Source organism: Pseudoalteromonas sp. DY56-GL79 (assembly GCF_041414765.1).
In the GTDB taxonomy this organism is placed as follows: Bacteria; Pseudomonadota; Gammaproteobacteria; order Enterobacterales; family Alteromonadaceae; genus Pseudoalteromonas; species Pseudoalteromonas piscicida.
In genome coordinates, this window is sequence record NZ_JANHZS010000022.1 from 73,527 (window position 1) to 96,320 (window position 22,794).

Annotated in this window: 22 protein-coding genes and 1 riboswitch; of the genes, 9 read left to right on the forward strand and 13 right to left on the reverse strand. The window is 45.2% G+C overall.

Annotated elements, in window-relative coordinates:
• Position 1 precedes the first annotated feature (1 nt).
• The 4 genes from ilvD to ilvG all read right to left on the reverse strand — a co-directional run bounded on the left by ilvD (position 2) and on the right by ilvG (position 4,795).
• A complete protein-coding gene (gene ilvD / locus NO992_RS16415; protein ID WP_371379012.1) occupies positions 2-1,858 on the reverse strand; it encodes a dihydroxy-acid dehydratase in 1,857 nt (618 codons plus the stop codon).
• A 92-nt stretch (positions 1,859-1,950) separates the two neighbouring features.
• Complete coding sequence (locus tag NO992_RS16420) at positions 1,951-2,874, reverse strand: branched-chain amino acid transaminase (protein ID WP_010607766.1); 924 nt, start codon at positions 2,872-2,874, stop codon at positions 1,951-1,953.
• Positions 2,875-2,894: 20 nt separating this feature from the next.
• Complete coding sequence (gene ilvM, locus NO992_RS16425; protein WP_010376329.1) at positions 2,895-3,137, reverse strand: acetolactate synthase 2 small subunit; 243 nt, start codon at positions 3,135-3,137, stop codon at positions 2,895-2,897.
• Entirely contained in the window at positions 3,134-4,795 is a 1,662-nt protein-coding gene (gene ilvG, locus NO992_RS16430; RefSeq protein WP_308374362.1) for an acetolactate synthase 2 catalytic subunit, read from the reverse strand. The genes ilvM and ilvG overlap by 4 nt, the downstream gene beginning before the upstream one ends.
• 528 nt (positions 4,796-5,323) lie before the next feature.
• On the opposite strand from ilvG, the gene NO992_RS16435 reads away from it, so the two are divergent.
• Both NO992_RS16435 and NO992_RS16440 read left to right on the forward strand, forming a co-directional pair.
• Positions 5,324-6,199 carry a TraB/GumN family protein gene (locus NO992_RS16435; protein WP_010376336.1) on the forward strand — a complete coding sequence of 292 codons (876 nt, stop codon included), beginning with the start codon at positions 5,324-5,326 and terminating at the stop codon, positions 6,197-6,199.
• 159 nt (positions 6,200-6,358) lie between these two features.
• The gene (locus NO992_RS16440; RefSeq protein ID WP_371379017.1) at positions 6,359-6,976 is read left to right on the forward strand and encodes a hypothetical protein; all 618 of its coding nucleotides are present in this window, start codon (positions 6,359-6,361) and stop codon (positions 6,974-6,976) included.
• On the opposite strand, the gene NO992_RS16445 is transcribed toward NO992_RS16440, so the two are convergent.
• Positions 6,962-8,671, reverse strand: coding sequence for a response regulator (locus NO992_RS16445; RefSeq protein WP_371379020.1), 1,710 nt, complete (start codon positions 8,669-8,671; stop codon positions 6,962-6,964). The two genes, NO992_RS16440 and NO992_RS16445, sit on opposite strands and share 15 nt — an antisense overlap.
• 158 nt (positions 8,672-8,829) lie before the next feature.
• Positions 8,830-9,008: riboswitch (Lysine riboswitch) on the forward strand.
• A gap of 115 nt (positions 9,009-9,123) precedes the next feature.
• Here NO992_RS16445 and dapA point away from each other — a divergent pair.
• The 5 genes from dapA to NO992_RS16470 all read left to right on the forward strand — a co-directional run bounded on the left by dapA (position 9,124) and on the right by NO992_RS16470 (position 14,315).
• Positions 9,124-10,008, forward strand: coding sequence for a 4-hydroxy-tetrahydrodipicolinate synthase (gene dapA / locus NO992_RS16450; protein ID WP_010376342.1), 885 nt, complete (start codon positions 9,124-9,126; stop codon positions 10,006-10,008).
• A gap of 10 nt (positions 10,009-10,018) precedes the next feature.
• On the forward strand, positions 10,019-10,759 hold the full coding sequence (locus NO992_RS16455; protein ID WP_010376345.1) for a 2,3,4,5-tetrahydropyridine-2,6-dicarboxylate N-succinyltransferase: 741 nt from the start codon (positions 10,019-10,021) through the stop codon (positions 10,757-10,759).
• Positions 10,759-11,964 carry a PLP-dependent decarboxylase gene (locus NO992_RS16460; RefSeq protein WP_010376346.1) on the forward strand — a complete coding sequence of 402 codons (1,206 nt, stop codon included), beginning with the start codon at positions 10,759-10,761 and terminating at the stop codon, positions 11,962-11,964. The genes NO992_RS16455 and NO992_RS16460 overlap by 1 nt, the downstream gene beginning before the upstream one ends.
• 2 nt (positions 11,965-11,966) lie before the next feature.
• The gene (locus tag NO992_RS16465; protein ID WP_371379024.1) at positions 11,967-13,079 is read left to right on the forward strand and encodes a succinylglutamate desuccinylase/aspartoacylase family protein; all 1,113 of its coding nucleotides are present in this window, start codon (positions 11,967-11,969) and stop codon (positions 13,077-13,079) included.
• Positions 13,080-13,292: 213 nt separating this feature from the next.
• A complete protein-coding gene (locus NO992_RS16470; RefSeq protein ID WP_371379027.1) occupies positions 13,293-14,315 on the forward strand; it encodes a phospholipase A in 1,023 nt (340 codons plus the stop codon).
• Between the two features lie 72 nt (positions 14,316-14,387).
• Here NO992_RS16470 and NO992_RS16475 read toward each other — a convergent pair whose 3' ends face one another.
• Positions 14,388-15,287 (reverse strand): bifunctional GNAT family N-acetyltransferase/hotdog fold thioesterase, encoded by a 900-nt coding sequence (locus NO992_RS16475; protein ID WP_010376349.1) that lies wholly within the window; start codon positions 15,285-15,287, stop codon positions 14,388-14,390.
• A gap of 173 nt (positions 15,288-15,460) precedes the next feature.
• On the opposite strand from NO992_RS16475, the gene NO992_RS16480 reads away from it, so the two are divergent.
• Positions 15,461-16,150, forward strand: coding sequence for a spermidine synthase (locus NO992_RS16480; protein ID WP_010376350.1), 690 nt, complete (start codon positions 15,461-15,463; stop codon positions 16,148-16,150).
• 32 nt (positions 16,151-16,182) lie between these two features.
• Here NO992_RS16480 and dtd read toward each other — a convergent pair whose 3' ends face one another.
• The 3 genes from dtd to NO992_RS16495 are packed head-to-tail and all read right to left on the reverse strand — an operon-like array spanning position 16,183 to position 18,511.
• Positions 16,183-16,623: a D-aminoacyl-tRNA deacylase gene (gene dtd, locus NO992_RS16485; RefSeq protein ID WP_371379032.1), complete on the reverse strand. Its 441-nt coding sequence runs from the start codon at positions 16,621-16,623 to the stop codon at positions 16,183-16,185.
• A gap of 19 nt (positions 16,624-16,642) precedes the next feature.
• Complete coding sequence (locus NO992_RS16490) at positions 16,643-17,587, reverse strand: alpha/beta fold hydrolase (protein WP_305777504.1); 945 nt, start codon at positions 17,585-17,587, stop codon at positions 16,643-16,645.
• A 42-nt stretch (positions 17,588-17,629) separates the two neighbouring features.
• Positions 17,630-18,511 carry a virulence factor BrkB family protein gene (locus NO992_RS16495; RefSeq protein ID WP_010607752.1) on the reverse strand — a complete coding sequence of 294 codons (882 nt, stop codon included), beginning with the start codon at positions 18,509-18,511 and terminating at the stop codon, positions 17,630-17,632.
• Between the two features lie 141 nt (positions 18,512-18,652).
• On the opposite strand from NO992_RS16495, the gene NO992_RS16500 reads away from it, so the two are divergent.
• The gene (locus NO992_RS16500; protein ID WP_010376354.1) at positions 18,653-19,300 is read left to right on the forward strand and encodes a DUF2959 domain-containing protein; all 648 of its coding nucleotides are present in this window, start codon (positions 18,653-18,655) and stop codon (positions 19,298-19,300) included.
• 85 nt (positions 19,301-19,385) lie between these two features.
• Here the strand turns inward: NO992_RS16500 and NO992_RS16505 are convergent, their stop codons facing one another.
• From NO992_RS16505 to NO992_RS16520, 4 genes are all read right to left on the reverse strand, one after another.
• Positions 19,386-20,042 (reverse strand): hypothetical protein, encoded by a 657-nt coding sequence (locus NO992_RS16505; protein ID WP_371379035.1) that lies wholly within the window; start codon positions 20,040-20,042, stop codon positions 19,386-19,388.
• 616 nt (positions 20,043-20,658) lie between these two features.
• Positions 20,659-21,318 (reverse strand): 3-oxoacid CoA-transferase subunit B, encoded by a 660-nt coding sequence (locus NO992_RS16510; protein WP_305777501.1) that lies wholly within the window; start codon positions 21,316-21,318, stop codon positions 20,659-20,661.
• Complete coding sequence (locus tag NO992_RS16515) at positions 21,318-22,022, reverse strand: CoA transferase subunit A (protein WP_305777500.1); 705 nt, start codon at positions 22,020-22,022, stop codon at positions 21,318-21,320. The genes NO992_RS16510 and NO992_RS16515 overlap by 1 nt, the downstream gene beginning before the upstream one ends.
• Positions 22,023-22,030: 8 nt before the next feature.
• A complete protein-coding gene (locus NO992_RS16520; RefSeq protein ID WP_371379038.1) occupies positions 22,031-22,786 on the reverse strand; it encodes a 3-hydroxybutyrate dehydrogenase in 756 nt (251 codons plus the stop codon).
• Between the last annotated feature and the right edge of the window lie 8 nt (positions 22,787-22,794).

A 22,794-nucleotide genomic window follows, 5' to 3' on the forward strand; every position in this document is an offset into this window, starting at 1 on the left:
GCTAGCCTAACTCCTCTAGTTTTTGTAAGTCACGTACTGCGCCCTTGTCTGCACTCGTTGCAAGCAGTGCGTAGGCTTTTAGCGCGGGACTCACATAGCGCTCTCTGTTAACTGGTTTGTACGCTTCTTTGCCACGAGCGACTTGCTTTTCATGACGCAGCGCTAACTCGGCGTCGTCCAGTTTAACGTCAATACTGCGGTTATAGATGTCGATAGCGACAACATCGCCGTTTTCAACCAGCGCCAGATTGCCACCACTGGCAGCCTCTGGAGACGCATGGCCAATAGAAAGTCCAGAAGTACCGCCAGAAAAACGACCATCGGTAAGTAAAGCGCAGTCTTTATCTAGCCCCATCGATTTAAGATAACTAGTTGGGTACAGCATTTCTTGCATACCCGGACCACCTTTAGGCCCTTCGTAGCGAATGATCACTACATCACCTTTCTTAACTTGGCCACCCAATATCCCCTCGACGGCATCGTCTTGAGATTCAAATACTACAGCAGGCCCTGTAAAGCGCAGCATTTCATCGGCCACCCCGGCACTTTTCACGATACAACCATCAGGCGCTAAGTTACCTTTCAATACTGCAAGGCCGCCATCTTGCCTAAAGGCATGCTTGATGGAGCGAATACAGCCGCCTTCACGGTCTAAATCAAGCTCATCCCAGCGATACTCTTGGCTCATAGCTTGGGTAGTGCGGATCCCAGCAGGCCCCGCGCGATAGAAAGTTTGTGCCCGCTCGTTATCACTGTCTGCGGCATTCCAGCGCGCTATAACTTCACCTAGATTTCCGCCAGCAACGTGCCCCACCGACAAGTCCAATTTATTGCCTCTGGCCAGCTCGTTGAGAATGGCCATAATGCCGCCAGCACGGTGAACGTCTTCAATGTGATACTGTTGTGTTGCCGGAGCAACCTTACATAAAAATGGTGTGCTGCGAGATAAGCGGTCTATGTCGTTCATATCAAATTCGACAAAGCCTTCTTGCGCTGCCGCCAATAAATGCAGCACGGTATTAGATGAACCGCCCATCGCGATATCTAATGTCATGGCGTTCATAAACGCGGCTTGGTTAGCAATGTTGCGTGGCAGCACTTGCTCGTTATCTTTACCATAGTATTCGTCGCACAAAGCCATGATACGATTTGCTGCGCCCAAATACAGCTGTTGGCGGTCTTTGTGTGTCGCAAGTGTCGTACCATTTCCAGGCAACGCTAAGCCCAGCGCTTCTAGTAGACAGTTCATGGAGTTGGCAGTAAACATACCTGAACACGAACCACAAGTAGGACAGGCAGAGCGCTCAACTTGCTCAGAATCTTCATCACTCACAGTTGGATCTGCGCCTTTCACCATAGCGTCGACAAGATCCAATTTCAGATCGATATCCGCTAAGCGAGTTTTTCCCGCTTCCATCGGGCCGCCGGAAACAAAGATCACCGGAATATTCAACCGCAGTGCAGCAAGTAGCATGCCTGGGGTGATTTTATCGCAGTTAGAAATGCAGACCATGGCATCAGCACAATGAGCGTTCACCATGTACTCTACCGAATCTGCAATTAAGTCTCGAGACGGAAGCGAGTAAAGCATGCCGCCGTGACCCATGGCGATACCATCATCAATAGCAATGGTATTAAATTCGCGAGGTACGCCGCCTGCTTCTGTTATCGCATCAGCCATCAATGCACTAAGCTGATTGAGGTGAACATGACCCGGAACAAATTGGGTATATGAATTCACGACCGCAACGATCGGTTTATGGAAATCACTGTCCGTCATTCCCGTTGCTCGCCACAATGCACGAGCACCCGCGCGTTGTCTGCCCTCAGTAGTTGTCTTGCTCCGTAATTTAGCCATGCTTCACCTTTTTCTCGGCTTTGCCGAGTTCCTCATTCCCACAATTTACAATGCGCTTTTGTTCGGGACGCTTGGCCCCGATACCAATAAAATTATTCGTTTACGTACTCTAACCAGCCATTTTCGTCATCAGCTTGACCTTTAACCAAAGCGAAATAGGCCTGCTGTAACTCTTCCGTAATTGGACCTCTACCACCATTACCCACGGTAATTTTGTCTACGCTGCGAACAGGTACTACTTCCGCTGCGGTACCAACCATAAAGAACTCATCAGCAAGATAAAGCGCTTCACGAGCAATCGGCTCTTCACGTACTTCATAACCGCGTTTTTTCGCCAAATGGATGATAGTGTCGCGCGTGAGCCCGGGTAGAATACAAGCTGTGGTTGGCGGGGTATAAAGCACGCCTTTTTTCACAACAAATAAGTTCTCACCAGCACCTTCGCTCAGGTAACCATTAACATCAAGCGCGATCCCTTCAACATAACCATTACGCTTCGCCTCACCTGAAATAAGCTGTGAAGATAAATAGTTACCACCCGCTTTAGCCGCAGTAGGCATGGTATTTGGTGCGAGGCGACTCCAAGAAGAAACACACACATCAACACCTTGCGCTAAGCCTTCTTCACCAAGGTATGCACCCCATTCCATCGCAGCGACTGTCATGTCTGCACGGTGCGATTTCGGATTTAAACCAAGACCCACATGACCTAAAAATGCAAATGGACGAAGGTAAGCATTGGTAAAGTCATTTGCGCGGATAGTCTCTTTACACGCTGCGATTACTTCCTCTTTGGTAAAAGGAATTTCCATACGGTAGATCTTCGCGGAATCAAAGAGGCGTTGAATATGATCGGTTAAGCGAAAAACAGCTGGACCATTTGGCGTATCGTAAGCACGGATCCCTTCAAAAACTGAGCTGCCATAATGTAAAGCATGACTAAGCACATGGGTGGTTGCTTGAAAATAAGGAACCATTTCACCGTTATGCCAAATTACTTCTGATGTTTGTGTCATTATTAACTACCTTAATTCTTCTAAATTGCCTGTTTCTGTAGTGTATGCAAGTCAACCGCTTGCACTTCTACTAGCTTACTCAGTTGTGAGGTTAATAAATAGATAGGTTTGTCACTATCTACGGTCATTTTGACGTGGAATAAGTCATCTTGACCTTGTAATTCCAAATTCGTTAAGCGAAATCCGCGATGTCTGGCTACGCGTAAAAAGCGCTCCACTGCGATGCTCTGTTGTTTTACTGCAACGGTTAAATGGTGTTTCATGAAAGGCTCTCCGTCATCATTTCATCATTGGCAGCACCAGGTGGAACAAGCGGCCATACGTTTTCTTTATCGTCGATACAAGCATGTAAAATATATGGCCCTTGCGCATTTACTATGGCGTCAACGGCATCATCTACTTGGTTTGCATGAGTAATTGTCTGCCCAGGAATACCGAATACGGCAGCCAATGAGACAAAGTCTGGATTGTCTGACAGGTCGGTTTCACTGTAACGACCGTCAAAAAAGAGTTGCTGCCACTGTCTCACCATACCCAGCCTTTGGTTGTCTAATATCAATATTTTAACTGGCAGGTTATTACGGCGGATAGTTGCCAACTCTTGAATATTCATCATGATGGAGCCGTCGCCAGATACCGTGATCACTGTGTTATCTGGACGTGCTATCTGTGCACCAATTGCAGCTGGTAAGCCAAATCCCATCGTGCCTGCACCGCCACTACTTAAATGATTGCTTGGATGACTGAATTTCATGTGCTGTGCCACCCACATTTGATGTTGGCCTACATCGCAGCACACTACCGCTGTATTGGGTAGCTTTTGGCTCAGTTGATTTAACAAATACGGTGCAAATACTTTTTCGCCAGGATAGTCATAACGCCACGCATGTTGACGTTGCAGTGCTTCGATGGTCTCTAGCCATTCGCTATTCGTAACCACACATTCAAGTTGCGGCAATGACTGTTTTAAATCTGCAATAAGCGAAGCGGCCGCGGGTTTACGTTTACCCACTTCTGCAGGGTCGATATCTAAATGGATCACCTTTGCCCCTGCAGCAAACTTTGCCAAATTCCCCGTTACACGGTCATCAAATCGCGCCCCGATACATACCAACAAGTCACATTGCTGAACCGCCAGATTCGCCGCTTGAGTACCGTGCATACCGAGCATTCCTAAGTCATAATCATAATCTGGGGTTACGCTGCCCAAAGCTTTTAGCGTCGATACGGCCGGCATATGGGTCTTTTCTAAAAATTGCATCAGCTGTGACTGCGCATCGGCGCTTTGCACGCCACCACCAATGTAGGCAACGGGTCGTTTAGCATCACATAATAATTGATTGGCTTTTGCTACTTCAGTTTGCGAAACCTTCGGCTGTTCGTCTTGTGGCGCAGCAAAAGGATGAAAAGGTACTTTAGCTAACTGGATATCTTTAGGAATATCGACCAACACAGGACCGGGTCGGCCAGACTGCGCTAAGTACATGGCTTCTTGTAATACCTCAGCCAAGTCTTCCGCTCGCTCAACCATGTAGCTGTGCTTGGTACATGACAGAGACATGCCCAGTACATCCACCTCTTGAAAGGCATCCGAACCGATAGCAGCGGTCGGCACTTGCCCAGTGATAGCCAGTAGCGGAACTGAATCCATCATGGCATCAGCAAGTGCGGTGATAAGATTCGTCGCGCCGGGTCCAGAAGTGGCGAAACAAACCCCAAGCTTGCCAGTGCTACGAGCATACCCAACAGCAGCAAAACCAGCACCTTGCTCATGACGAGTCAAATAATGCTTAACTGGCGCGCCATACAAAGCGTCATAAATGGGCATGATGGCACCACCTGGGTAACCAAATACGTGTTTAACGCCTTGCTCTTCTAGCACCTTGATAACAAGTTGTGCGCCGGTTGTTGGATTGCTCATGATCTGCTCTCAGTTGCCTTTTTTATGCCCTAAAACGAAAACGCCCCCCGAACCTTTTGGTGCGGGGGGCGTTTATGCTGATACTTTTCTTACAGCACTAACCAGCCCCCGCGGTAATAATAATCACCACGTTGATAATCACGACTAGTAGAGTTGCTGTTAGTAACATTGCTTGAATTCCGTAAATTTAAACTTGGCAATCATTCAGTGTAAGCACTGTGCTGCCTCTTTTTCTATTAATACCGCGCCTTACACACTGAAGTCAACACAAAAAACTATGCTATTTAAAATTAAAAACCTGAGTTTAACGCATAAAAAAACCAAAAAACCAAGAACTAAAGAATTAAAACAACCACACATTTTAAAATGCGAATTTTCTATTGGTTCAGTTTCGATATAACGAAAAATTTACTTTCTCGATTTCCCTATATGAAATTTTTTCTACCGCCTAAGCGCACTTCATTTTTTAGTGACATTCACATTTCGATATCGCAGACTGACCCTTTAAAACCAACAGGGATCATTACTATGGTTAAAGTATTTTCACCATTGTTATTTATTTATCTTTGCTTAAGCCTTTTCAGCAATCTCGCCAACGCAGAAGTTGGCCTGTGGAAAATAGAAAAGGACAACAAAACGTCGTACTTATTTGGTACCGTCCACGTCGGTGACGAACAAATGCATGGTTTACCTGCCAAGGTAAAAAGCGCCATTGCGAGCAGTGATAGAGTCATGGTTGAAGTGAACTTAGAGGCGCTCTCTCCATTTGCGATCCAACAGCGCTCCATGCCATTTATGCTGTTAAAAAACAACCAAACTCTAAAAGACCAACTCTCTGCAGAAGTCTATCAGAAGCTACAAGACTACTTTTCGAAAAAGCAAATAGATATCGCCTTATTTGAACGCTATGCGCCATGGGCCGTGATGGTAACTATGCTACAACTGGAATATCAAAAGCTTGGATTTACCGATACTAATGGCATCGATAAACAAGTAATAGCCTATGCAAACGAAAAGAAGATCCCAATTGGTGAATTTGAAACCTTAGAATATCAGCTTGAAATGTTCAGTCAGCTGAGTATTCATAGTGACGCTATGCTCAAGGAAACATTTGCACAGATGTCTGATTTGAATACCTACTTCTTGGATTTAGTTTCCGCATGGCGAAGCGGCGATTTGGAGAAGTTATCGCATTACTACCAGGTAAGTTTTTCGGATGACAAATACGGCAAATTAGCCGAGCAACTGATGATCATTGAACGCAATAATAACTGGGTGCAAATGCTTAAAAAGCAACTCCCTAATGAATCAACGTTTATTGCCGTTGGTGCATTACACCTTGTTGAAAAATATGGCCTTGTTGAGCAACTTAAAAATAACGGCTATTCAGTCACCCGACTATAACGCTCAGCGTTATCTTGCTAAGAGGTAAGTAGTTTACTTTGTGGGCGTGTTAAACAAGTACTTCCATCAACATGCCCTAAAAAAATAAAAATCTTTTTAAACCTTTTCATTTTTATTTGCGACTTACCTTTCAAACACTCTCGTTAAAGGTAAAAAATAATGAAAAAGTTAGCGTTAGTTTTAGCATTAAGTGCAGCGGCAATGACTGCACAAGCAAAAGATTCAAAAACCATTACAGCATCATTCCCAAGCAATAGCCTAGCCGAGTTAGAAGTGGATATTGCCGTAGGTAAAATCGATCTACAAACTTACAACGGCAACACCATAGAGGTCGAAATTTTGGTTGAACCGAAAGAGTCAGACAGTTGGTTTGGTAAACCAGATGTAAGTGAAGCTACCCTAAACAGCAACACATCGGGGGATAAGCTTTCACTTGAAATCAATTCGGATGATTATGAACTATCTTGGCAAGTTAAGGTGCCTGTTAATTTGGCCTTAGATGTTGAGGTTGGTGTTGGCAAAATTGATATTCAAGATCTTAATAACTCTGCTGATTTAGAGGTAGGCGTAGGAAAAATTAAAATTGAGACTACCACCACCGATTTCAAAAAGGTGTCTTTAGATTCAGGTGTTGGTAAAACGGCAATGTCAGGTTTTGGCAACATAGAAACTTCTGAAAAGAGTATGGTTGGCTCAACAACAGACTATCGTGGTCAAGGCCAGTATTCCATCGATGCAGAAGTCGGGGTTGGAAATATTCGTTTAAGACGAGACTAAGTCTCCACACTCATTCAGTAATAGCGCCACTTTGCTATGCAGCACATCCGGGTGCAACGGCTTATACAAATGAGCCGTTGCACCAAGTGCGTAGACCTTATCCAAATCCTCCGCATTAGTATTTGCGGTCACGACCAAAATAGGCACGGCCGGATCTAGCACTCTCAAACGCTCAGTGGCTTCAAAGCCATCCATCACAGGCATATTTAAATCCATTAGTACGATATCGAACTTACCCACCTCATATACTTCAAGGGCACCTTCACCATGTTCAACATGCGTTACTTGTTTGGCTACGGGCTGAAGCATTTTTTCAATCACGCGCGCATTTAGTAAGTTATCTTCCACTAGCAAAATGCGAGCTGACACCGGCTTCATTTTACGAGCCAATGTCTGTTGGTTGTCAATTTCAATGGGAACTCTCAAGGTTGCTCTTGTACCCGTTGGCTCCCTCTCAATAAAATCTAATCGTCCCCCAAGCGCTGAGGTGAGTAATTGGCAACGTTTAAGCCCTAACTGCGCCCCTTGAAAATGTTCGCTATGCACAGCTTCTCGTAGCTGCTGATAGTCGAACCCAGGCCCAGTATCTTCAACAACAAATTCTAAATATGGCGTATCTTCATCTACAACCAGATCCGCAAATACTTGAATGCTGCCACGCTCAGTAAATTTAATTGCATTATTGACCAATTCACTGATCAACCAACCAACACGCTTACAATCACAATAACAGGTCACATCTAACTCATTGCTCAATGCCAAATTAAAAGCGAGAGATTTCTTGTGTGCGGTTAGTTGAAAGGCAATACAGGCTGATTTTATTACTTCTCGCAACGCGACTTGATGACGCTCAATTACCACTTCTTGCTCGGAAAGGTTATTAAAATCTTGAACCGAATAAAGTAATACATCCAATTGACTTACCGCGCTTTTCACATGCTGTAACTGTTGGATTTCTTTGTTACTCAGATATTCATCTAAATACCCATGAATAGCCTGCAATGGCGTTCTTAGCTCGTGACTAACGCGTGCTAAAAATCGTGATTTTGAGTGTAGTGCATCGTCGGCAAGCTTTCTTGCCGCCTCTAATTTATTAAGTGCTTCAGCAATTTCTCGCGCCATTGGACGAAATACAAATTTCGCTTCTATAAACAGCAGCAACAGTCCGAGCAGCCAAATTAACAATTCAATTTTCCTCACCATCTCTGTCTTACTTCGCGCTTGCTGCTCGAATAGTGAAACGGCCTCATTCAGTTTTGGGAGTAAATGCTGAGATGCAGTAAAGATTTGTTCCACCAGTTGAGGAGTGGATTGCTGTAACTGAGACCTTGATAAAGTGACGAAAGTATTGCTTTGCAAATCCAACTGCACCGGCTCTTGGTAGTAAAGCGCTGTAAGGGCTTCATTCAGATAAATGGCCTCACCACTTTCTGTTTTAGTTAAAAACTCATGATTAATCTCAAATTTATTAATGGCTTGACGGAGGCCCTCACTATCTCGATGATTACCTTGCGCACTATAAAGCGCGATACGCTGGGACAACATCCGCTGCATACCCGCAATATTAATTACGTGCGCGTCTTGGCTCTGCTGATACAGTAAATACTGCATAATCCCCATCGCCATCGACAGCAATATAGCCATAGCTAGTAATGCCCCGATATAACGATTTTTAACTTTATTTATTAACGGCATATTTTTTGTTTTTCATCTCATCGCATTGTCTCAGCTGCAATGCTAAGTGTAGTTAACAATCGTATTATTTACAGTCTGATGCTTGACACCTAGACGGCCAAAATGTTTCAATGCGCGTTCACCCTATTTAGATAGTTTGATGCTACGGCGTCAAACTGAGGGCTGGAAGAGGTGCGTTATTCAGGTAACTAAGTGAAGGAGAGCAAACTCCGTTGCAGCTTAGTGAGGGGAATATACGCCGAGAAATTGAGTTATTGTTTGCTAATACTCATTTCGGGCGACTGGGCTGAATCCCAGCGACTGTCACCAACATACTTGGTGGAGAGCTTCTGGTCTTAGAAAAATAAGGCCATTGGCTGCCTTATCCTTTTTAAGTCCATTGCTCTTCGAATTTTAACAGTTCGAAGTTTGGACACCCTCCTAACTCCGAACATGATTTAAGTTCGGTAGAGATGAAATCACAATTCAATTTATCTGACTATCCGTTGTGGACTGCTTTAGTAACGCCTTTTGATGCTGAAAATCAGGTTGATTTTGGCGCATTAACGACGCTTGTACGCGATCAAGAGCAAGCTCGTAACGGTATTCTTTTACTAGGCAGTACCGGCGAAGGCCTTGCGCTTACCCAACAAGAGCAGCAACAAATCGTTGAGTTTGTTTGCCAGCTCGCCCCAAGCGTACCACTCATGGTTGCCGTTGGCGGCAGTAATCTTGAGCAGCAAACACAATGGGTGCGCTTTTGTAATACGCAGCCCATTGATGCACTCTTACTTGGCTCACCAATCTACGCAAAGCCCGGCAAAGTTGGTCTGACGCATTGGTTTAGCACACTACTCGATGAGAGCCACAACCCTTGCATGCTCTACAATGTACCTGGTCGCAGTGCCGTTGCTATCGCCCCTGACCTACTCGGCGAACTAGCTTGCCACCCTAATCTGTGGGCACTAAAAGAAGCCAGTGGTGATATTGCCACCTTTGAAGCATTTCGTCAGGCAGCACCTGATGTCGCCATCTATAGCGGCGACGATGGCTTAATGCCCTACTTTGCACAAGCAGGTGCAACGGGGCTAGTGTCTGTTGCGGCAAATGCATGGCCACAGCAAACCGCAGAATTTGTAAGGCGCTCGTTAAGCGGCACCTCTCCTAATTTATTTACCACTTGGTCAGAAGCTGCAAATAGCTTATTTGCAGTGGCAAATCCCATACCAGTCAAAGTGTTAATGCACTTGCAAGGGAAGCTCACAAGTCCAAACTTGCGCCCGCCACTGACACATTTGGAACTCACCCATACCGATGCGATCACTCGCGCGAACGAAACGATTTTATCTTGGAATTAAGGCAGTAAACATGAGCTGGTTAACCCTACTAAACGATTTAGAAAATGGCACAGTACGTGCTGCAACACAGGATGAGCAAGGCCATTGGCATGCTAATGTAGAAGTAAAACAAGGGATCCTTGAAGCATTTAGAAATGGCGTAAATACGGAATTCCCGGGTGGATTTGTTGATAAAGACAACTTAGCACCACGCGGATTTGCTGCCCAAGATGGCGTTCGTATGGTTCCTGGCGGAAGCAGTGTGAGACGTGGCGCTTACGTCGCAGCGGGCACAATCATTATGCCACCGGCTTATGTCAACATTGGTGCCTATATTGATTCAGGTACTATGGTAGATAGTCATGCGTTGGTTGGTTCTTGCGCGCAAATTGGTAAAAATGTCCACCTTAGCGCAGCAGTACAAGTGGGCGGTGTATTAGAGCCGGTTGGAGCCAGTCCTGTTGTTGTTGAAGACGATGCCTTTATTGGTGCAGGCTGTGTATTGGTTGAAGGGGTTGTTGTTAAACGCGGTGCCGTATTAGCACCGGGTGTGCGCCTTTCAGCAAGTATTCCTGTCTATGACTGCGTGAACGAGCGCTTGCTTGACAAAGGTGAAGCCATCCCTGAAAACGCGATAGTGATCCCAGGCTCTCGTCCAGCCTCAAGTGAGTGGGCGCGCGAGCAAGGACTAAGTATGTCATGCGCACTTATCGTAAAATACCGTGATGAACAAAGTGATGCATCACTGGCGCTGGAAGAGGTTCTACGCTAATGACTTGGTTGAGCACGTCACAGCGAATTGCAGCTGAGGCATTGATCCAGCAACAAGATACGCCATTCTTTTGCTACGATTTAGATAAGCTAAGTGCGCATGTTAAGCCCTTAGTTGATCAGCAAATCGTTAAGCTTTGGTATGCCGTAAAAGCGAATCCGTTATCACATATCATTAAAACCCTAGATAACGCAGGGTTTAACTTTGATGTGGCATCTAGCGGCGAGCTTGATCAGGTGTTATCTCAAGGGATCGCACCTGAACGCGTGCTCAACACAGGTCCTGCCAAATCGCTAAAGCAGATCCGTCATTTTGCCACACAAGGCGTACGTATTTTCGTGGCTGAAAGTCACAATCAAGTACGCTGGTTAAATCAAGTGGCCGAAGAGTTTGAGCTTCAATTTGAAGTTTTACTGCGGGTGCAGTTACGCTTTGATAAAGCAGAGCACAATCCACTTGGTGGCAATACGCTGACTCCTTTTGGTCTTGGCGCAGAGCAGTGGCAAGCCCTAACTTTAAGTGACTACACCTACCTAGACTTTGTCGGACTGCATATTTTCCAGTGGGGCAATATGCTCTGCAGCGATACGCTCGCTGAACTTTGGCAGGCAATGGTTGCACCTTTAGTTCAGCTCGCTGCAGATTTAGGGATTACTCTAAAGGTGCTCGACTTAGGTGGCGGCCTTGGCATTCCCTATGATAGGCAAAGCCCTTCTCTCGATTGGCAGAAATTATTAGACACGCTCGCATTAATAAAAACCGCCACGCAAGTGCAAGAATTATGGATGGAGTTAGGCCGCTATGCGGTTGGCGAATGTGGTTTTTATCTCAACCCTGTGGTGGAACAAAAGCAAAACTACGGAGAACAACAACTGATTGTCGCAGGCGGTGTCAATCACCTGCTGCGCCCAGCCGTTACCGGACAAGCTTTCCCCGCTGAATTGTTACGCCAGTCTCAAGCTGAGGCCACAGACTTTCATATTCATGGCCCACTTTGCACTGCATTGGATAAATTAGGCACCCTAGTCTTACCAAGCGACAGTGCCGATGGCGATTGGCTTGTTTTCAGTCAGTGTGGCGCTTACGGCTACACCGAAAGTATGCCGTTCTTTTTATGTCATGAGCTCCCAGCAGAGTACATCATCTCAGGTGGAGAAATCAGCTGTGTCCGTGAAGCAGAGCCCGCTTCAAGTTATTTGAGGTAAACATGAATACCATTACACAACAACATATTCAGGTTGGTGAAATTGCCAATGGCTTGCCTTTGACTATTCCGGTCTATCGCATCAAAGGCGATGGCAGTGGGCCTAAGGTGTATATCCAAGCAAATATGCATGGTGCCGAAGTGCAAGGTAATGCAGTGATTTATCAACTGCTGGAACAGTTGAAGCAATTGTCATTAAAAGCGAACATCACCTTAGTGCCTTACGCAAACCCGATTGGTTGTAATCAGAAATCTGGTGAGTTTACCTTAGGGCGTTTCGATCCAATTACGGGTACTAATTGGAATCGAATGTACATCAACCATTCCGCGCTGGTTGCCGAGTTTGTGGAGCAAAATCCGACGCTTTCAATAACAGAAATCGCTCAGCAATTTCGCCAACGATTAGTTGAGCGTACCCAGGCACTACTTGATGGGCCCTTAGATAGGTTGACAACAGGTAAGCGCATCGCCTTGAGTTTACAGCGCCTAGCTCATGAAGCTGACATTGTTTTAGACCTACACACTGGACCAATTTCAGCAAAACACCTGTATTGTCCTGAGTATGCAAAAGACAGCGCTCGATATTTTGATATTCCACATGTGTTACTTATTCCAAGTGACTTTGATGGAGCAATGGATGAAGCAAGTTTTTGTCCATGGTGGAACTTGCAGCAAGCCTATCAGGCTATAGGCCGAGAGATCCCAGTATTAACCGAAGCGTTTACGGTTGAGCTTGGCTCTCAAGAAAAAATTGATTTAGCGGAAGCATTGAATGACGCTAATAGCATTTTGAGCTACCTAAACCATAAACAGGCCTTTCAAGACGCGCACTTTATGCCACAAGACATCACCCGTTACGTCTGTCGACTAGAAAATTATCGCGCCTTTTATGCCCCGATGGGAGGCATGGTGGAGTACACGGCAAAGCTTGGAGAGCATATCAAGGCGGGTCAAACCATCGCCAAAATTCTCAGAATGGAGCGCTATTTATCAGAAACGCCCTTAAATGAGATCAAGTTAGACGAAGATGCCATCGCCATTTTGCACTTTGCCTCTGCTAGTGTGAATCAAGGTACTGAGCTTTATAAGTTTTTTACTCAAGTTGAAACGCTTTAACTTGAGTACTTTTATTGCGTGAGAGTAAGTCAAAGCAAATAAGCTCTGCTTGTTTAGCTTAACGCTTACTAAGGTATGGCGGCGATAGCCGCCACCTTTTTCTTATTCGACCGTATTTTTCTTTCTGACATTTTTGACCTTCGAGATTCATTTCCCTTTCATTATCATTGGTTAATAATGTAATCAATTGTACTTACTCTCGGCGCATATAGGATGAAACTTACACACTTATCAATACCGGCTTTGGCCTTGCTTACCTTGCCACTTTACGCTCAAGAAGCCCAACAGGAAGATGAAATCGATTTAGTCAAACAGTGCGTGCTAAACGCGGTGTTAACTGGAGAAAAAGATAAAACCATAGAGCAGGTACGTACCGAATGTGCCGAGGCTGATGCAGATAATACCTTAAGCCAATTAGATAAACGCATGGCGCGTGAACGTGTAACGGAAAAAAACCGTAATGTATTAACACCACATAAGCGTAACTATATTTTGCCAGTTTCTTATATGACCAACGTCAACAGCAGACCATTCGACGGTCTAAAAGCCATTGACGATGAAGACGGCGAGCCAATCGACAACTTTGAAGCCAAATACCAAATCTCGTTAAAAGCGCCTATTTATAAAAATTTTTCGGATAAAGATCAGGCAATCTATTTTGCTTTTACGCTGCAATCATATTGGCAGCTGTACAACAAAGATGTGTCTTCGCCATTTCGTGAAACCAACTATGAACCAGAAATCTTTTGGATTAACTTTTTAGATGATGAAAACGTGCTGTGGGGCGATGAGATGGCCTTTGTGCTTGGGATTTCTCATCAATCTAACGGTCGCAGTCAACCAAACTCCCGCTCTTGGAATCGTATCTATGCGAATTTTATTTGGGAAAACCGAGGCTTTGTATTCAGCTTTAAACCCTGGTACCGCTTACCGGAAAATGATAAGGACGATGCATTAGATCCGCGTGGAGACGACAATCCAAATATCGATGAGTACTTAGGTCACTTTGAGTTTAGTGGGGTATATCGCCACGAAGAGCATGAGTTTGGCTTTATGTGGCGCAATAACTTAAACAGCGATAATCGCGGTGCAATTCAGCTAGACTGGTCATTCCCGATTTGGGGAAGGTTGCGTGGCTACGCACAGTACTTTAATGGCTACGGCGAAAGCTTAATAGACTACAACACGCATACCCAAAGGCTTGGTATTGGCGTATTGCTCACTGATATTCTTTAAGCACATTCGAATACAAAAAAGCTCTGAACACTCAGAGCTTTTTTGTATGGGAAGCTGAGAATAATTCTCTGCTTATTGCGGTTTAATCACCACAAATTGTCCCTCAAATTTAGCAACTAGCATATCGCCATCATAGACATTCACTGGCACCACATATTTTGCTTTGCCAGCCGTCTCTAGCGCTTTTAATTCACCTTCACAGTCCGCAATGGTAACCGTTGCCGCTGGTGCCGTGGTTAAAGGTTTAAGGTATTTAATATTGGCGTCAGCCAACACAATATCTCCCTCTAAACCAAGCTCTTTAAGTGCTAAATAAGTCGCCCCCCAGCCCGTTAGCGTCGCCATGCTATATATAGAGCCTGCAAACATCGAGTTGTGTAAATTGAGGTTCGCTTTTAAATCAGCCTTAGTGGAAAACTGCCAGTCGGTATAGCTTTCGACTTTAATCCCCATCGCATCACTGATTGGAATAGACTCGCGCCAAGTATTTTGTAATACATGGGTCCAATCTGGCTGCCTGAACCAGCCCGGCTCCGTAGGACGTTGTTTTACCATCTTCCAGTGCTGCACATCGCCATAGGCTAAGTGTGCCTTTTCAACCACTTCGTAGCCATGACGCTCGTAAAATGATAACGCGCGCTCTCGAGCATACAAAACCAGCTCTTCTGCTTTTTGCGTCCAAGCAATAACCTCAAGCTCATGTAGCAAACGGCTACCTAAGTGATGACCTCGATGCCCTTCTGCAACGGCCATATAACGTACTTGTGCTTGCTTATGATTGTTAAAATGGAGCCTAGCTACGCCTAGCACTTCACCATCATTATTTTTAATGTAGCGATGTTCAGCTTCTTGTTCTAAATCATCCTGTTCGCTGCCACGAGGTTGATCCCATGGCGCTCTTAACACCTGCCAGCGTAACTGGTAATAGGCTTGCCAATCTTCGCTGCTTTGTGGTGAAGTTACCTCAAACATCACTGACTCCTGTTTTGTTATTAGCCTGTTAAATGACTTTGAATCTCGTACGGATACACCCTACAAGATAAGCTAAGTGTAGGGAATAAAATGCGCCAAAACACTTATCCTTTAGTGTAAAAACTGGTGGACAAGCTGGCATTCACAAAATCCTCGTCTATGATGATGTTATCATGGGAGAATTTATTACGCATTCAGGCACTATCAGCAACGATTTTGTGGACCGAAGCCACCAGCTAGGACACTTGCTATATTGGCATAAACAAGGCAGAAATAGCATCCAAGTGCGGCAAGAGAAATCGTTAAGATGGCTTCTGATAAACAACACATTACAATCCGTTGTGGAGTTAAACCACCCGGAGCACTTGTTATTTCCTCATTTAAAAACATTCGCGAGTCGCTGGCAGCAAGTCGCCCCGCCAACTAGCGTACTGGAGCTGGGTCTTGGCGCAGGTGCCATCCGTGATTACCTCAATGCCACTTATCCAAATTGTCACATTACTACAATAGATAACAACCCAGATGTGATCCATTGTTACAAACGCTACTTTGGTGGCGACCCTTTGTGCGATGTTAATTGTGTTGATGTATTTAAAGCCTTGCAACAAGGCAAACGCTACGATTGGATTGTGCTCGATTTATTTAGCGAACTTGAGCCTCCCATCTTCTTGTTTCAACACCAGTTTTATCGCCTACTCAGAGCTGCTATTAATGATGGGGGCAGACTGTATATCAACTTTTTAACTGAGCATGAGTCGCAGCTCAAGCAACTTCAACACTTATTAATTACCAACTTTGGTAAAAAGCCCTTTATCGAAAAGGTGCCGGACTACGCCAATATGATTATCGAGGTTAAGCGCTAACACTGGCTGGCCCTAGTTTTTACGTCAAATCACTATTCAACATTAAAGTTAAAAGTCACTGGGCCGTCATTCAGTAAACTCACCTTCATATCCGCAGCAAATTGCCCTGTCGCGACTTTCAACCCTGCGGCCTTGGCTCTAGCCACAAAGTATTCGTAGAGTGTATTCGCTTGCTCAGGCGTTCCTGCGCTCGAAAAACTTGGCCTCATGCCTTTTTTGGTGTCTGCCGCCAAGGTGAATTGCGATACAACTAATAGTTCGCCTTCAATGTCTTTTAAACTTAAATTCATTTTCCCCTTGTCGTCAGTAAAAATACGGTAGTTACTTACCTTGTGCAGTAACTTATCCGCCGTTTGCTCCGTATCCGACTTTTCAACGCCTAATAGTAACAATATCCCCTGAGCAATTTGGCCTACAACCTCACCTTCTACTTCTACCTTTGCTTCGCTGACCCTTTGAATTAGTCCCTGCACTACCTACCTCTTGTGACTGCTAATGATGCTGAATTTTGCACAGTAATAGATCAGCCGCTCGCCTTATTGCTTCTGCATAAACGGGGTTAGCACTACAATGCCCAACTCCATTCAAAATCAACAACTGCGCCTTAATGCTTTGTGCTAACTGATGAACCGGTGCGTATCGACACATTAAATCATGCCGACTGTGAATAAACCAGATAGGTAAGTGATTGAGCTGATGTGCATCGGCTGTAATTTGCTCTTTTTTGATAAAGCACTGGTGACTAAAAAAATGCACCATATGCTGTGCTTTACTGAGCTGTTTGTCTGCTTTGCAGAGCCTAATACCTTGCGTATCGCTATCCGTTGTGATCAGGTTATCCCACTCACACCAGCGCTGTGCTGCTTTTCTTTTGAGTAACTCATCCTCGCCAAAAAGTGCCGAATGATAATGGTCTAGCAAGGATTCTATGGTTTGCGCTCCCTGTGCAAAGGCAAGATACTGCTCTGGATAAATTTGTGCGGGGGCACCTTGGCTACCATAAAGCCAATGAAGATCCGCCTCATTACCCAAAAAACTCGACCACAACACTATCCCCAAGACATCTTCACGATGTTGCTCAGCATAAAGAAGTGCCAACATGGCACCGAAAGACTCTCCGGCGAGTACAACCTTTTGCAGTCCTAAATGCGCACGAATGGTGTGAATGTCTTTCAGCAGATTCGCGGTATTTATATTGTTAAAGTCAGTTGGGGTTGAGTTGCCACAGCCTCGCTGACTAAACAGGATGATGCGGTATTTTTGCGGATTGAAATAACCAAGTACATTACGACAATGGCCCTGACCTGGGCCACCATGCAGCATGATAAGTGGTGTGCCATCACTGCAGCCATATTCCTCTATGCCCAATTGATGTCCTTCACCTACCGCGAGATGAAAGCGACGCAATGCATCGCCATGTTGATACAATAAGCTCATAATTCCCCCTTGGGGGCTTAAGCTAACCGCTATCGGTAAAAGCTAAAGTCCCTGCGCGTCTGGTGGGTCAAACTCCGAGCTTGTATCTAGTCCTGCGGCTTCCATATCTTGGGTTAAGCACACAGTAAACTCTGCGCCTAACAACACCACTATCCAAGATAAATATACCCAAACAAAAAGAATAGGTACTGTTGCGAGCGCCCCATAGATAACTTCGTATGAGGGAAAATGGCTAATGTATAATGCAAAGCCTTTTTTCGTTAGCTCGAATAACAAAGCTGCAAACAAAGCGCCAGGAACCGCGGCTCGAAATGACACACTGGTATTTGGTACTAAAGTATAGAGCATGATGAAGCCAACCATAGAAATTAAATAGGGCAACATCTTAATTAGTGCACCACTAAATCCTGGGATCCCTTGATCGGCAAATGTCACTAAAGAAACGATATAAGATGTCATACCAATACTCGCGCCCAATAGCACAGGGCCAAGCGTGAGCACCATCCAATAAATCGCAAACGAAATCATCAATGGGCGCTTTTGCTTCACTCGCCAAATTCGGTTGAGTGTGGTGTCAACATTACGAATAAGTAACAAAGCCACGACGGCCAAGAAGCTCACCCCTACAGCTGTCATCTTATTCGCGTTGCCAGTAAACGCACTGATGTGCTCTTTAATGGTGTCCGTCGATGTTGGCACAAAGTTATTGAACACAAAGTTTTCAATTGCAAAACGCGTATCTTCAAATCCAGGAAACGCCGAAAAAATTGCTACACCAACCGCAACTAAGGGGACTAACGATAACAGTGTGACATACGCTAAATAGCCCGCGTTGACCGTGATCTGGTCCTCAATACACCGCTTACTATAGCGGCGCCACCAGCTAGGCTGAGAATGTAAGAATCGCAGTGCTACGACCTTCATTTCGGTTATTCTTTGCATCATAATCAAGTTAATATTCATGGATCACTTTACACATCATAACAATCCCCGCCATAATTTATAGTGCTAAATGGTCACGTGGCCACTTACTGATTATTGACCTTCTAGAGCCCGGGAGTGCAAATGAAGAAACTCACCTTAAGCGCAGTGTTACTTTTACTCGTTACTGGCTGCCAAAGTGCCTATTACGCCACCATGGAAAAGTTTGGTGTGCATAAACGCGAGATATTGGTTGATCGTGTCGAAGAAACCAAGGAGTCCCAAGAGGAATCACAAAAAGAGTTTCAATCGGCATTGGAAAGACTCACCACCTTAATTAATTTTAACGGTGGTGAATTACAAGAAGCCTATAACCTGCTTAACGATGACTACCAATCATCCCTTGCCGCTGCTGCTGAAGTAAGTAGCAATATAGACAAAGTGGAAGACGTGGCTAATGCGCTATTTGACGAATGGCAAGATGAACTTGAGCAATATTCGAGTGCAAACTTAAAACGCGAGAGTGCTAAGCAATTAAGCCAAACACAACGCCAATTTGAACGCTTACTTCGCTCAATGCGCAGCAGTGAAGCCAAAATGCAGCCCGTGCTCGACTCACTACAAGATAATGTGCTGTACCTTAAACACAACTTAAATGCACAAGCGGTAAGCGCTATTAAAGGTGAGTTTACGGGGTTAAAGCGTGATATTAGCGCCCTAATCGCAGATATGAACCGTTCTATTGAAGATTCGAACAAGTTTATTGCTGAGATGAATGCACGTAGAGCGTAACAGATAGCATCAGCGAGGATAAATCTCACGATATCAGGAAATTGCCTCCTGATATCGTGGTCATTTTGTTTGTAAAGCCAGACGCTTAACCTTTATTGATAAGATCTTCAATGATGCCATTCATTTCCATTGGCATTTGCGCCAATACAGCATCATATCCATCAGCCAGTACCAAGTCTTTTTCTATGTAAGACACTACAGCTTGATTCTCCAAATCAATGATCCCGCCAAATGCCGTTACACGATTTACACCCGGTACTGGGATCCCACCAGAACTATCAACATGCAGTACGATCACTCTGTTAAAGTTAAACCCATTATCTTTGATCACTCCTGTCGACTTTAGCGTCTTAGTCAGCTTTTGTATTGCACCTGTAAGATCATCTGCAATGCGCTGAGCCGAACCTGTAAGTGCATAATTACCTTGATTAACATGTCTACGCATGTTTTCACCCACAGTCCAAGACAAGTTACCAACCACATCATATAACTGTTGACTTGAAACAACAGACGCACCATGTTTTCCCGTTACGCCAGCGGTAATTGCTAAACCCACTTCACGGTCGTTTCCTGGAACACCATGTAGCGAAACCGGGAATATCAATACAGGTTGTTGAGCTGAGAGTGTGATTGGAAATTCATATGCCATATTTTGTTTAACCTCAGTAGAAGTTGAAACACAAGCAGTCAAAGAGATAGTAAATAGAGAGGCTAGTGCTAAACGCACGATATTTTTTGTCATTATATAGTTCCTTTACGTGATTATTAACTCTCGACAACCCAGCTGAGAGCGCGTTGAAACGCGGCGCAAATTATGTGACAAATCGTAACCACAATCAATAATAAAGTACTAGGGCCTGTTTATCTTTCAAGTTTGTTTTTGCAGCAGTTTGATTGGTATTTATACAAGGCAGAGCCTGCGTAGCATAGTTGTTCTATGTGAGTCAGGCGATAAAGACTTTGTGCTCCTGCAAAGTCACCTTACCCCACATCCTTGTGGGGCAACACAGAAGAAATGCCAATCAAGCGCTGCCCTTTGGGTTCACCTGAGTGCGCTTTGTTCATTGTTGCTCAACTTTTGCCTAGATCACTAGGCGGCAAGTCGAGCGTCGCGACCAAAACACACTCAGGAGAACAAAAATCAAACAGCAAAGGTCAACAGGCCCTAGATAAAAGTGCATTTTCTTCATACTAAGCAGCTGAGCGATAATTAAGGGGAAAAATAGGACTTTTAGATAACTGAGAAGGTATGTTGATTACAAGCCACCTTGTGACAGCAGCGCAGAATGACAAATGTAGCGCAGCTCGCGTTACAGCCAGCTGCATGCATAGCGTGGTAACTCAGCTTTAGCTCAATCCTAACTAAACACCATCTCCGGTACGTCATCTGGGCAAATCAACATGCCTGCGGTTTTGGCTTGAATTTCCGAGGCGCTAACACCTGGAGCTCGCTCAAGTAAATGAAATGCACCCTCTTTGACTTCAAGCAGCGCAAGATCGGTTACTATCTTATTGATACAGTTTACGCCGGTGAGCGGTAAACTGCAGTGCTGTAGCAGCTTGGACTCGCCTTGTTTATTCGCATGCGTCATGGTGCAAATTATATTTTTAGCCCCAGCGACAAGATCCATCGCGCCACCCATGCCCTTGATAAGCTTACCTGGGATCATCCAGCTGGCAAGATTACCTTGCTGATCTACCTCAAAAGCGCCAAGCACCGTCAGGTCCACATGACCGCCACGGATCATTGCAAAGCTTTCTGCCGAACTAAAAATGGCGGCTCCCGTACGGGCCGTAACGGTTTCCTTACCTGCATTGATCATATCCGCATCCACTTCCTGCTCGGTCGGATAAGCGCCCATGCCTAATAAGCCATTTTCCGATTGCAGCATCACATCCATGCCCTGTGGCACATAATTGGCCACCAGCGTGGGGATCCCAATGCCAAGGTTGACATAAAACCCATCTCTTAATTCCTGCGCCACTCGCATGGCCATTTGCTCTCTGGTTAATGCCATTATGCTTGCTCCTTCACAGTACGTTTTTCGATGCGTTTTTCGAACTGTCCTAGAATCACTCTGTCGATATAAATTCCGGGGGTATGAATTTGGCTCGGTTCGATTTCGCCGGGCTCTACAATTTCTTCCACTTCAACGACGGTAATTTTTCCAGCCGTTGCAGCCATTGGATTAAAGTTCATGGCGGTGTGGCGATAAACACAATTGCCAAAACGGTCTGCTTTCCACGCTTTTACAATGGCAAAGTCTCCCGTAATACTCGGCTCTAAAATATATTCTCTATCACCAAACGTTTTTACCTCTTTGCCCTCAGCAACGGGTGTACCAACGCCTGTTGCGGTATAAAAAGCGGGGATCCCAGCTCCACCTGCGCGCATCTTTTCTGCAAGTGTCCCTTGTGGAGTTAATTCAACTTCCAATCCACCGCTCAATAACTGCTGCTCAAACAAGGCGTTTTCTCCCACGTAGGAAGCCACCATTTTACGGATCTGCTTGTCCTCAAGCAAAACCCCTAAACCAAACCCGTCTACTCCGCAGTTATTAGAAACCACGGTTAAGTCCTTTGTGCCCATGTGGCGTATTTGGCTTATCAAACCTTCAGGGATCCCGCACAAACCGAAGCCCCCCGCAATCACGGTCATGCCATCGCAAAGTCCTGCCATTGCTTCTTCGTAGCTTACGACTACCTTATCAAATCCAGCCATCATTCCTCCTATTGCACTGTCCAGCCGCCGTCCAGCACAATGGCTTGGCCAGTAATGTTGCGTGACTCATTTGCGAGTAAAAAATTGACAGCATGGGCAATCTCATCCAACCCTATAAAGGCCTTTTTCGGCATTGGCGCCAACATAATATTGTTTATCACTTCATCTTCACTAATCCCATGCTGTTTCGCTTGCGCGGTAATTTGCAGTTCTACCAATGGGGTTTTTACATAAGCGGGGCAAATAGTGTTCACGGTGATATCGCAGTCCGCGGTTTCAAGCGCCAATACTTTGCCAAATCCCATTAACCCATGTTTTGCAGCGACATAAGCAGACTTATATTTAGAAGCGACTAAAGCGTGGATAGAACCAATATTGACGATGCGGCCAAAGCCTCCTCTGCGCATATGCGGCAATACTGCCTTACACAACATGGCAGGGCCAGTTAGCATCACGTCTTGCAGCAATTGCCATTTATCTTCTGGATAATGCTCCAGAGCTTCAACATGTTGCACACCTGCGTTATTGATAAGCACATCAATGTTATCGTGCTGACGGATAAAGTCAGCGATGTCTTGCTTATTAGCGATATTGAGCGCAAACGCTTGTGCATTTCCTCCGTCACTGACGATAGACTCGGCTACCGTCTGTGCTTGCGCTAAGTTCAAGTCTACGAGCACTAAGCTGTAACCTTGTTTGCTCAGGGCCATCGCGATATAGCGACCAATGCCACTTGCAGCCCCTGTGATCAACGCCGTCTTCATCGTCGCTC

What these genes read in the sequence shown, in the direction of transcription:
- ilvD (WP_371379012.1), bottom strand. Translation starts at nt 1,858, where the DNA reads ATGGCTAAATTACGGAGCAAGACAACTACTGAGGGCAGACAACGCGCG.
- NO992_RS16420 (WP_010607766.1), bottom strand. Translation starts at nt 2,874, where the DNA reads ATGACACAAACATCAGAAGTAATTTGGCATAACGGTGAAATGGTTCCT.
- ilvM (WP_010376329.1), bottom strand. Translation starts at nt 3,137, where the DNA reads ATGAAACACCATTTAACCGTTGCAGTAAAACAACAGAGCATCGCAGTG.
- ilvG (WP_308374362.1), bottom strand. Translation starts at nt 4,795, where the DNA reads ATGAGCAATCCAACAACCGGCGCACAACTTGTTATCAAGGTGCTAGAA.
- NO992_RS16435 (WP_010376336.1), top strand. Translation starts at nt 5,324, where the DNA reads ATGGTTAAAGTATTTTCACCATTGTTATTTATTTATCTTTGCTTAAGC.
- NO992_RS16440 (WP_371379017.1), top strand. Translation starts at nt 6,359, where the DNA reads ATGAAAAAGTTAGCGTTAGTTTTAGCATTAAGTGCAGCGGCAATGACT.
- NO992_RS16445 (WP_371379020.1), bottom strand. Translation starts at nt 8,671, where the DNA reads ATGCCGTTAATAAATAAAGTTAAAAATCGTTATATCGGGGCATTACTA.
- dapA (WP_010376342.1), top strand. Translation starts at nt 9,124, where the DNA reads ATGAAATCACAATTCAATTTATCTGACTATCCGTTGTGGACTGCTTTA.
- NO992_RS16455 (WP_010376345.1), top strand. Translation starts at nt 10,019, where the DNA reads ATGAGCTGGTTAACCCTACTAAACGATTTAGAAAATGGCACAGTACGT.
- NO992_RS16460 (WP_010376346.1), top strand. Translation starts at nt 10,759, where the DNA reads ATGACTTGGTTGAGCACGTCACAGCGAATTGCAGCTGAGGCATTGATC.
- NO992_RS16465 (WP_371379024.1), top strand. Translation starts at nt 11,967, where the DNA reads ATGAATACCATTACACAACAACATATTCAGGTTGGTGAAATTGCCAAT.
- NO992_RS16470 (WP_371379027.1), top strand. Translation starts at nt 13,293, where the DNA reads ATGAAACTTACACACTTATCAATACCGGCTTTGGCCTTGCTTACCTTG.
- NO992_RS16475 (WP_010376349.1), bottom strand. Translation starts at nt 15,287, where the DNA reads ATGTTTGAGGTAACTTCACCACAAAGCAGCGAAGATTGGCAAGCCTAT.
- NO992_RS16480 (WP_010376350.1), top strand. Translation starts at nt 15,461, where the DNA reads ATGGGAGAATTTATTACGCATTCAGGCACTATCAGCAACGATTTTGTG.
- NO992_RS16490 (WP_305777504.1), bottom strand. Translation starts at nt 17,587, where the DNA reads ATGAGCTTATTGTATCAACATGGCGATGCATTGCGTCGCTTTCATCTC.
- NO992_RS16495 (WP_010607752.1), bottom strand. Translation starts at nt 18,511, where the DNA reads ATGAAGGTCGTAGCACTGCGATTCTTACATTCTCAGCCTAGCTGGTGG.
- NO992_RS16500 (WP_010376354.1), top strand. Translation starts at nt 18,653, where the DNA reads ATGAAGAAACTCACCTTAAGCGCAGTGTTACTTTTACTCGTTACTGGC.
- NO992_RS16505 (WP_371379035.1), bottom strand. Translation starts at nt 20,042, where the DNA reads ATGACAAAAAATATCGTGCGTTTAGCACTAGCCTCTCTATTTACTATC.
- NO992_RS16510 (WP_305777501.1), bottom strand. Translation starts at nt 21,318, where the DNA reads ATGGCATTAACCAGAGAGCAAATGGCCATGCGAGTGGCGCAGGAATTA.
- NO992_RS16515 (WP_305777500.1), bottom strand. Translation starts at nt 22,022, where the DNA reads ATGGCTGGATTTGATAAGGTAGTCGTAAGCTACGAAGAAGCAATGGCA.
- NO992_RS16520 (WP_371379038.1), bottom strand. Translation starts at nt 22,786, where the DNA reads ATGAAGACGGCGTTGATCACAGGGGCTGCAAGTGGCATTGGTCGCTAT.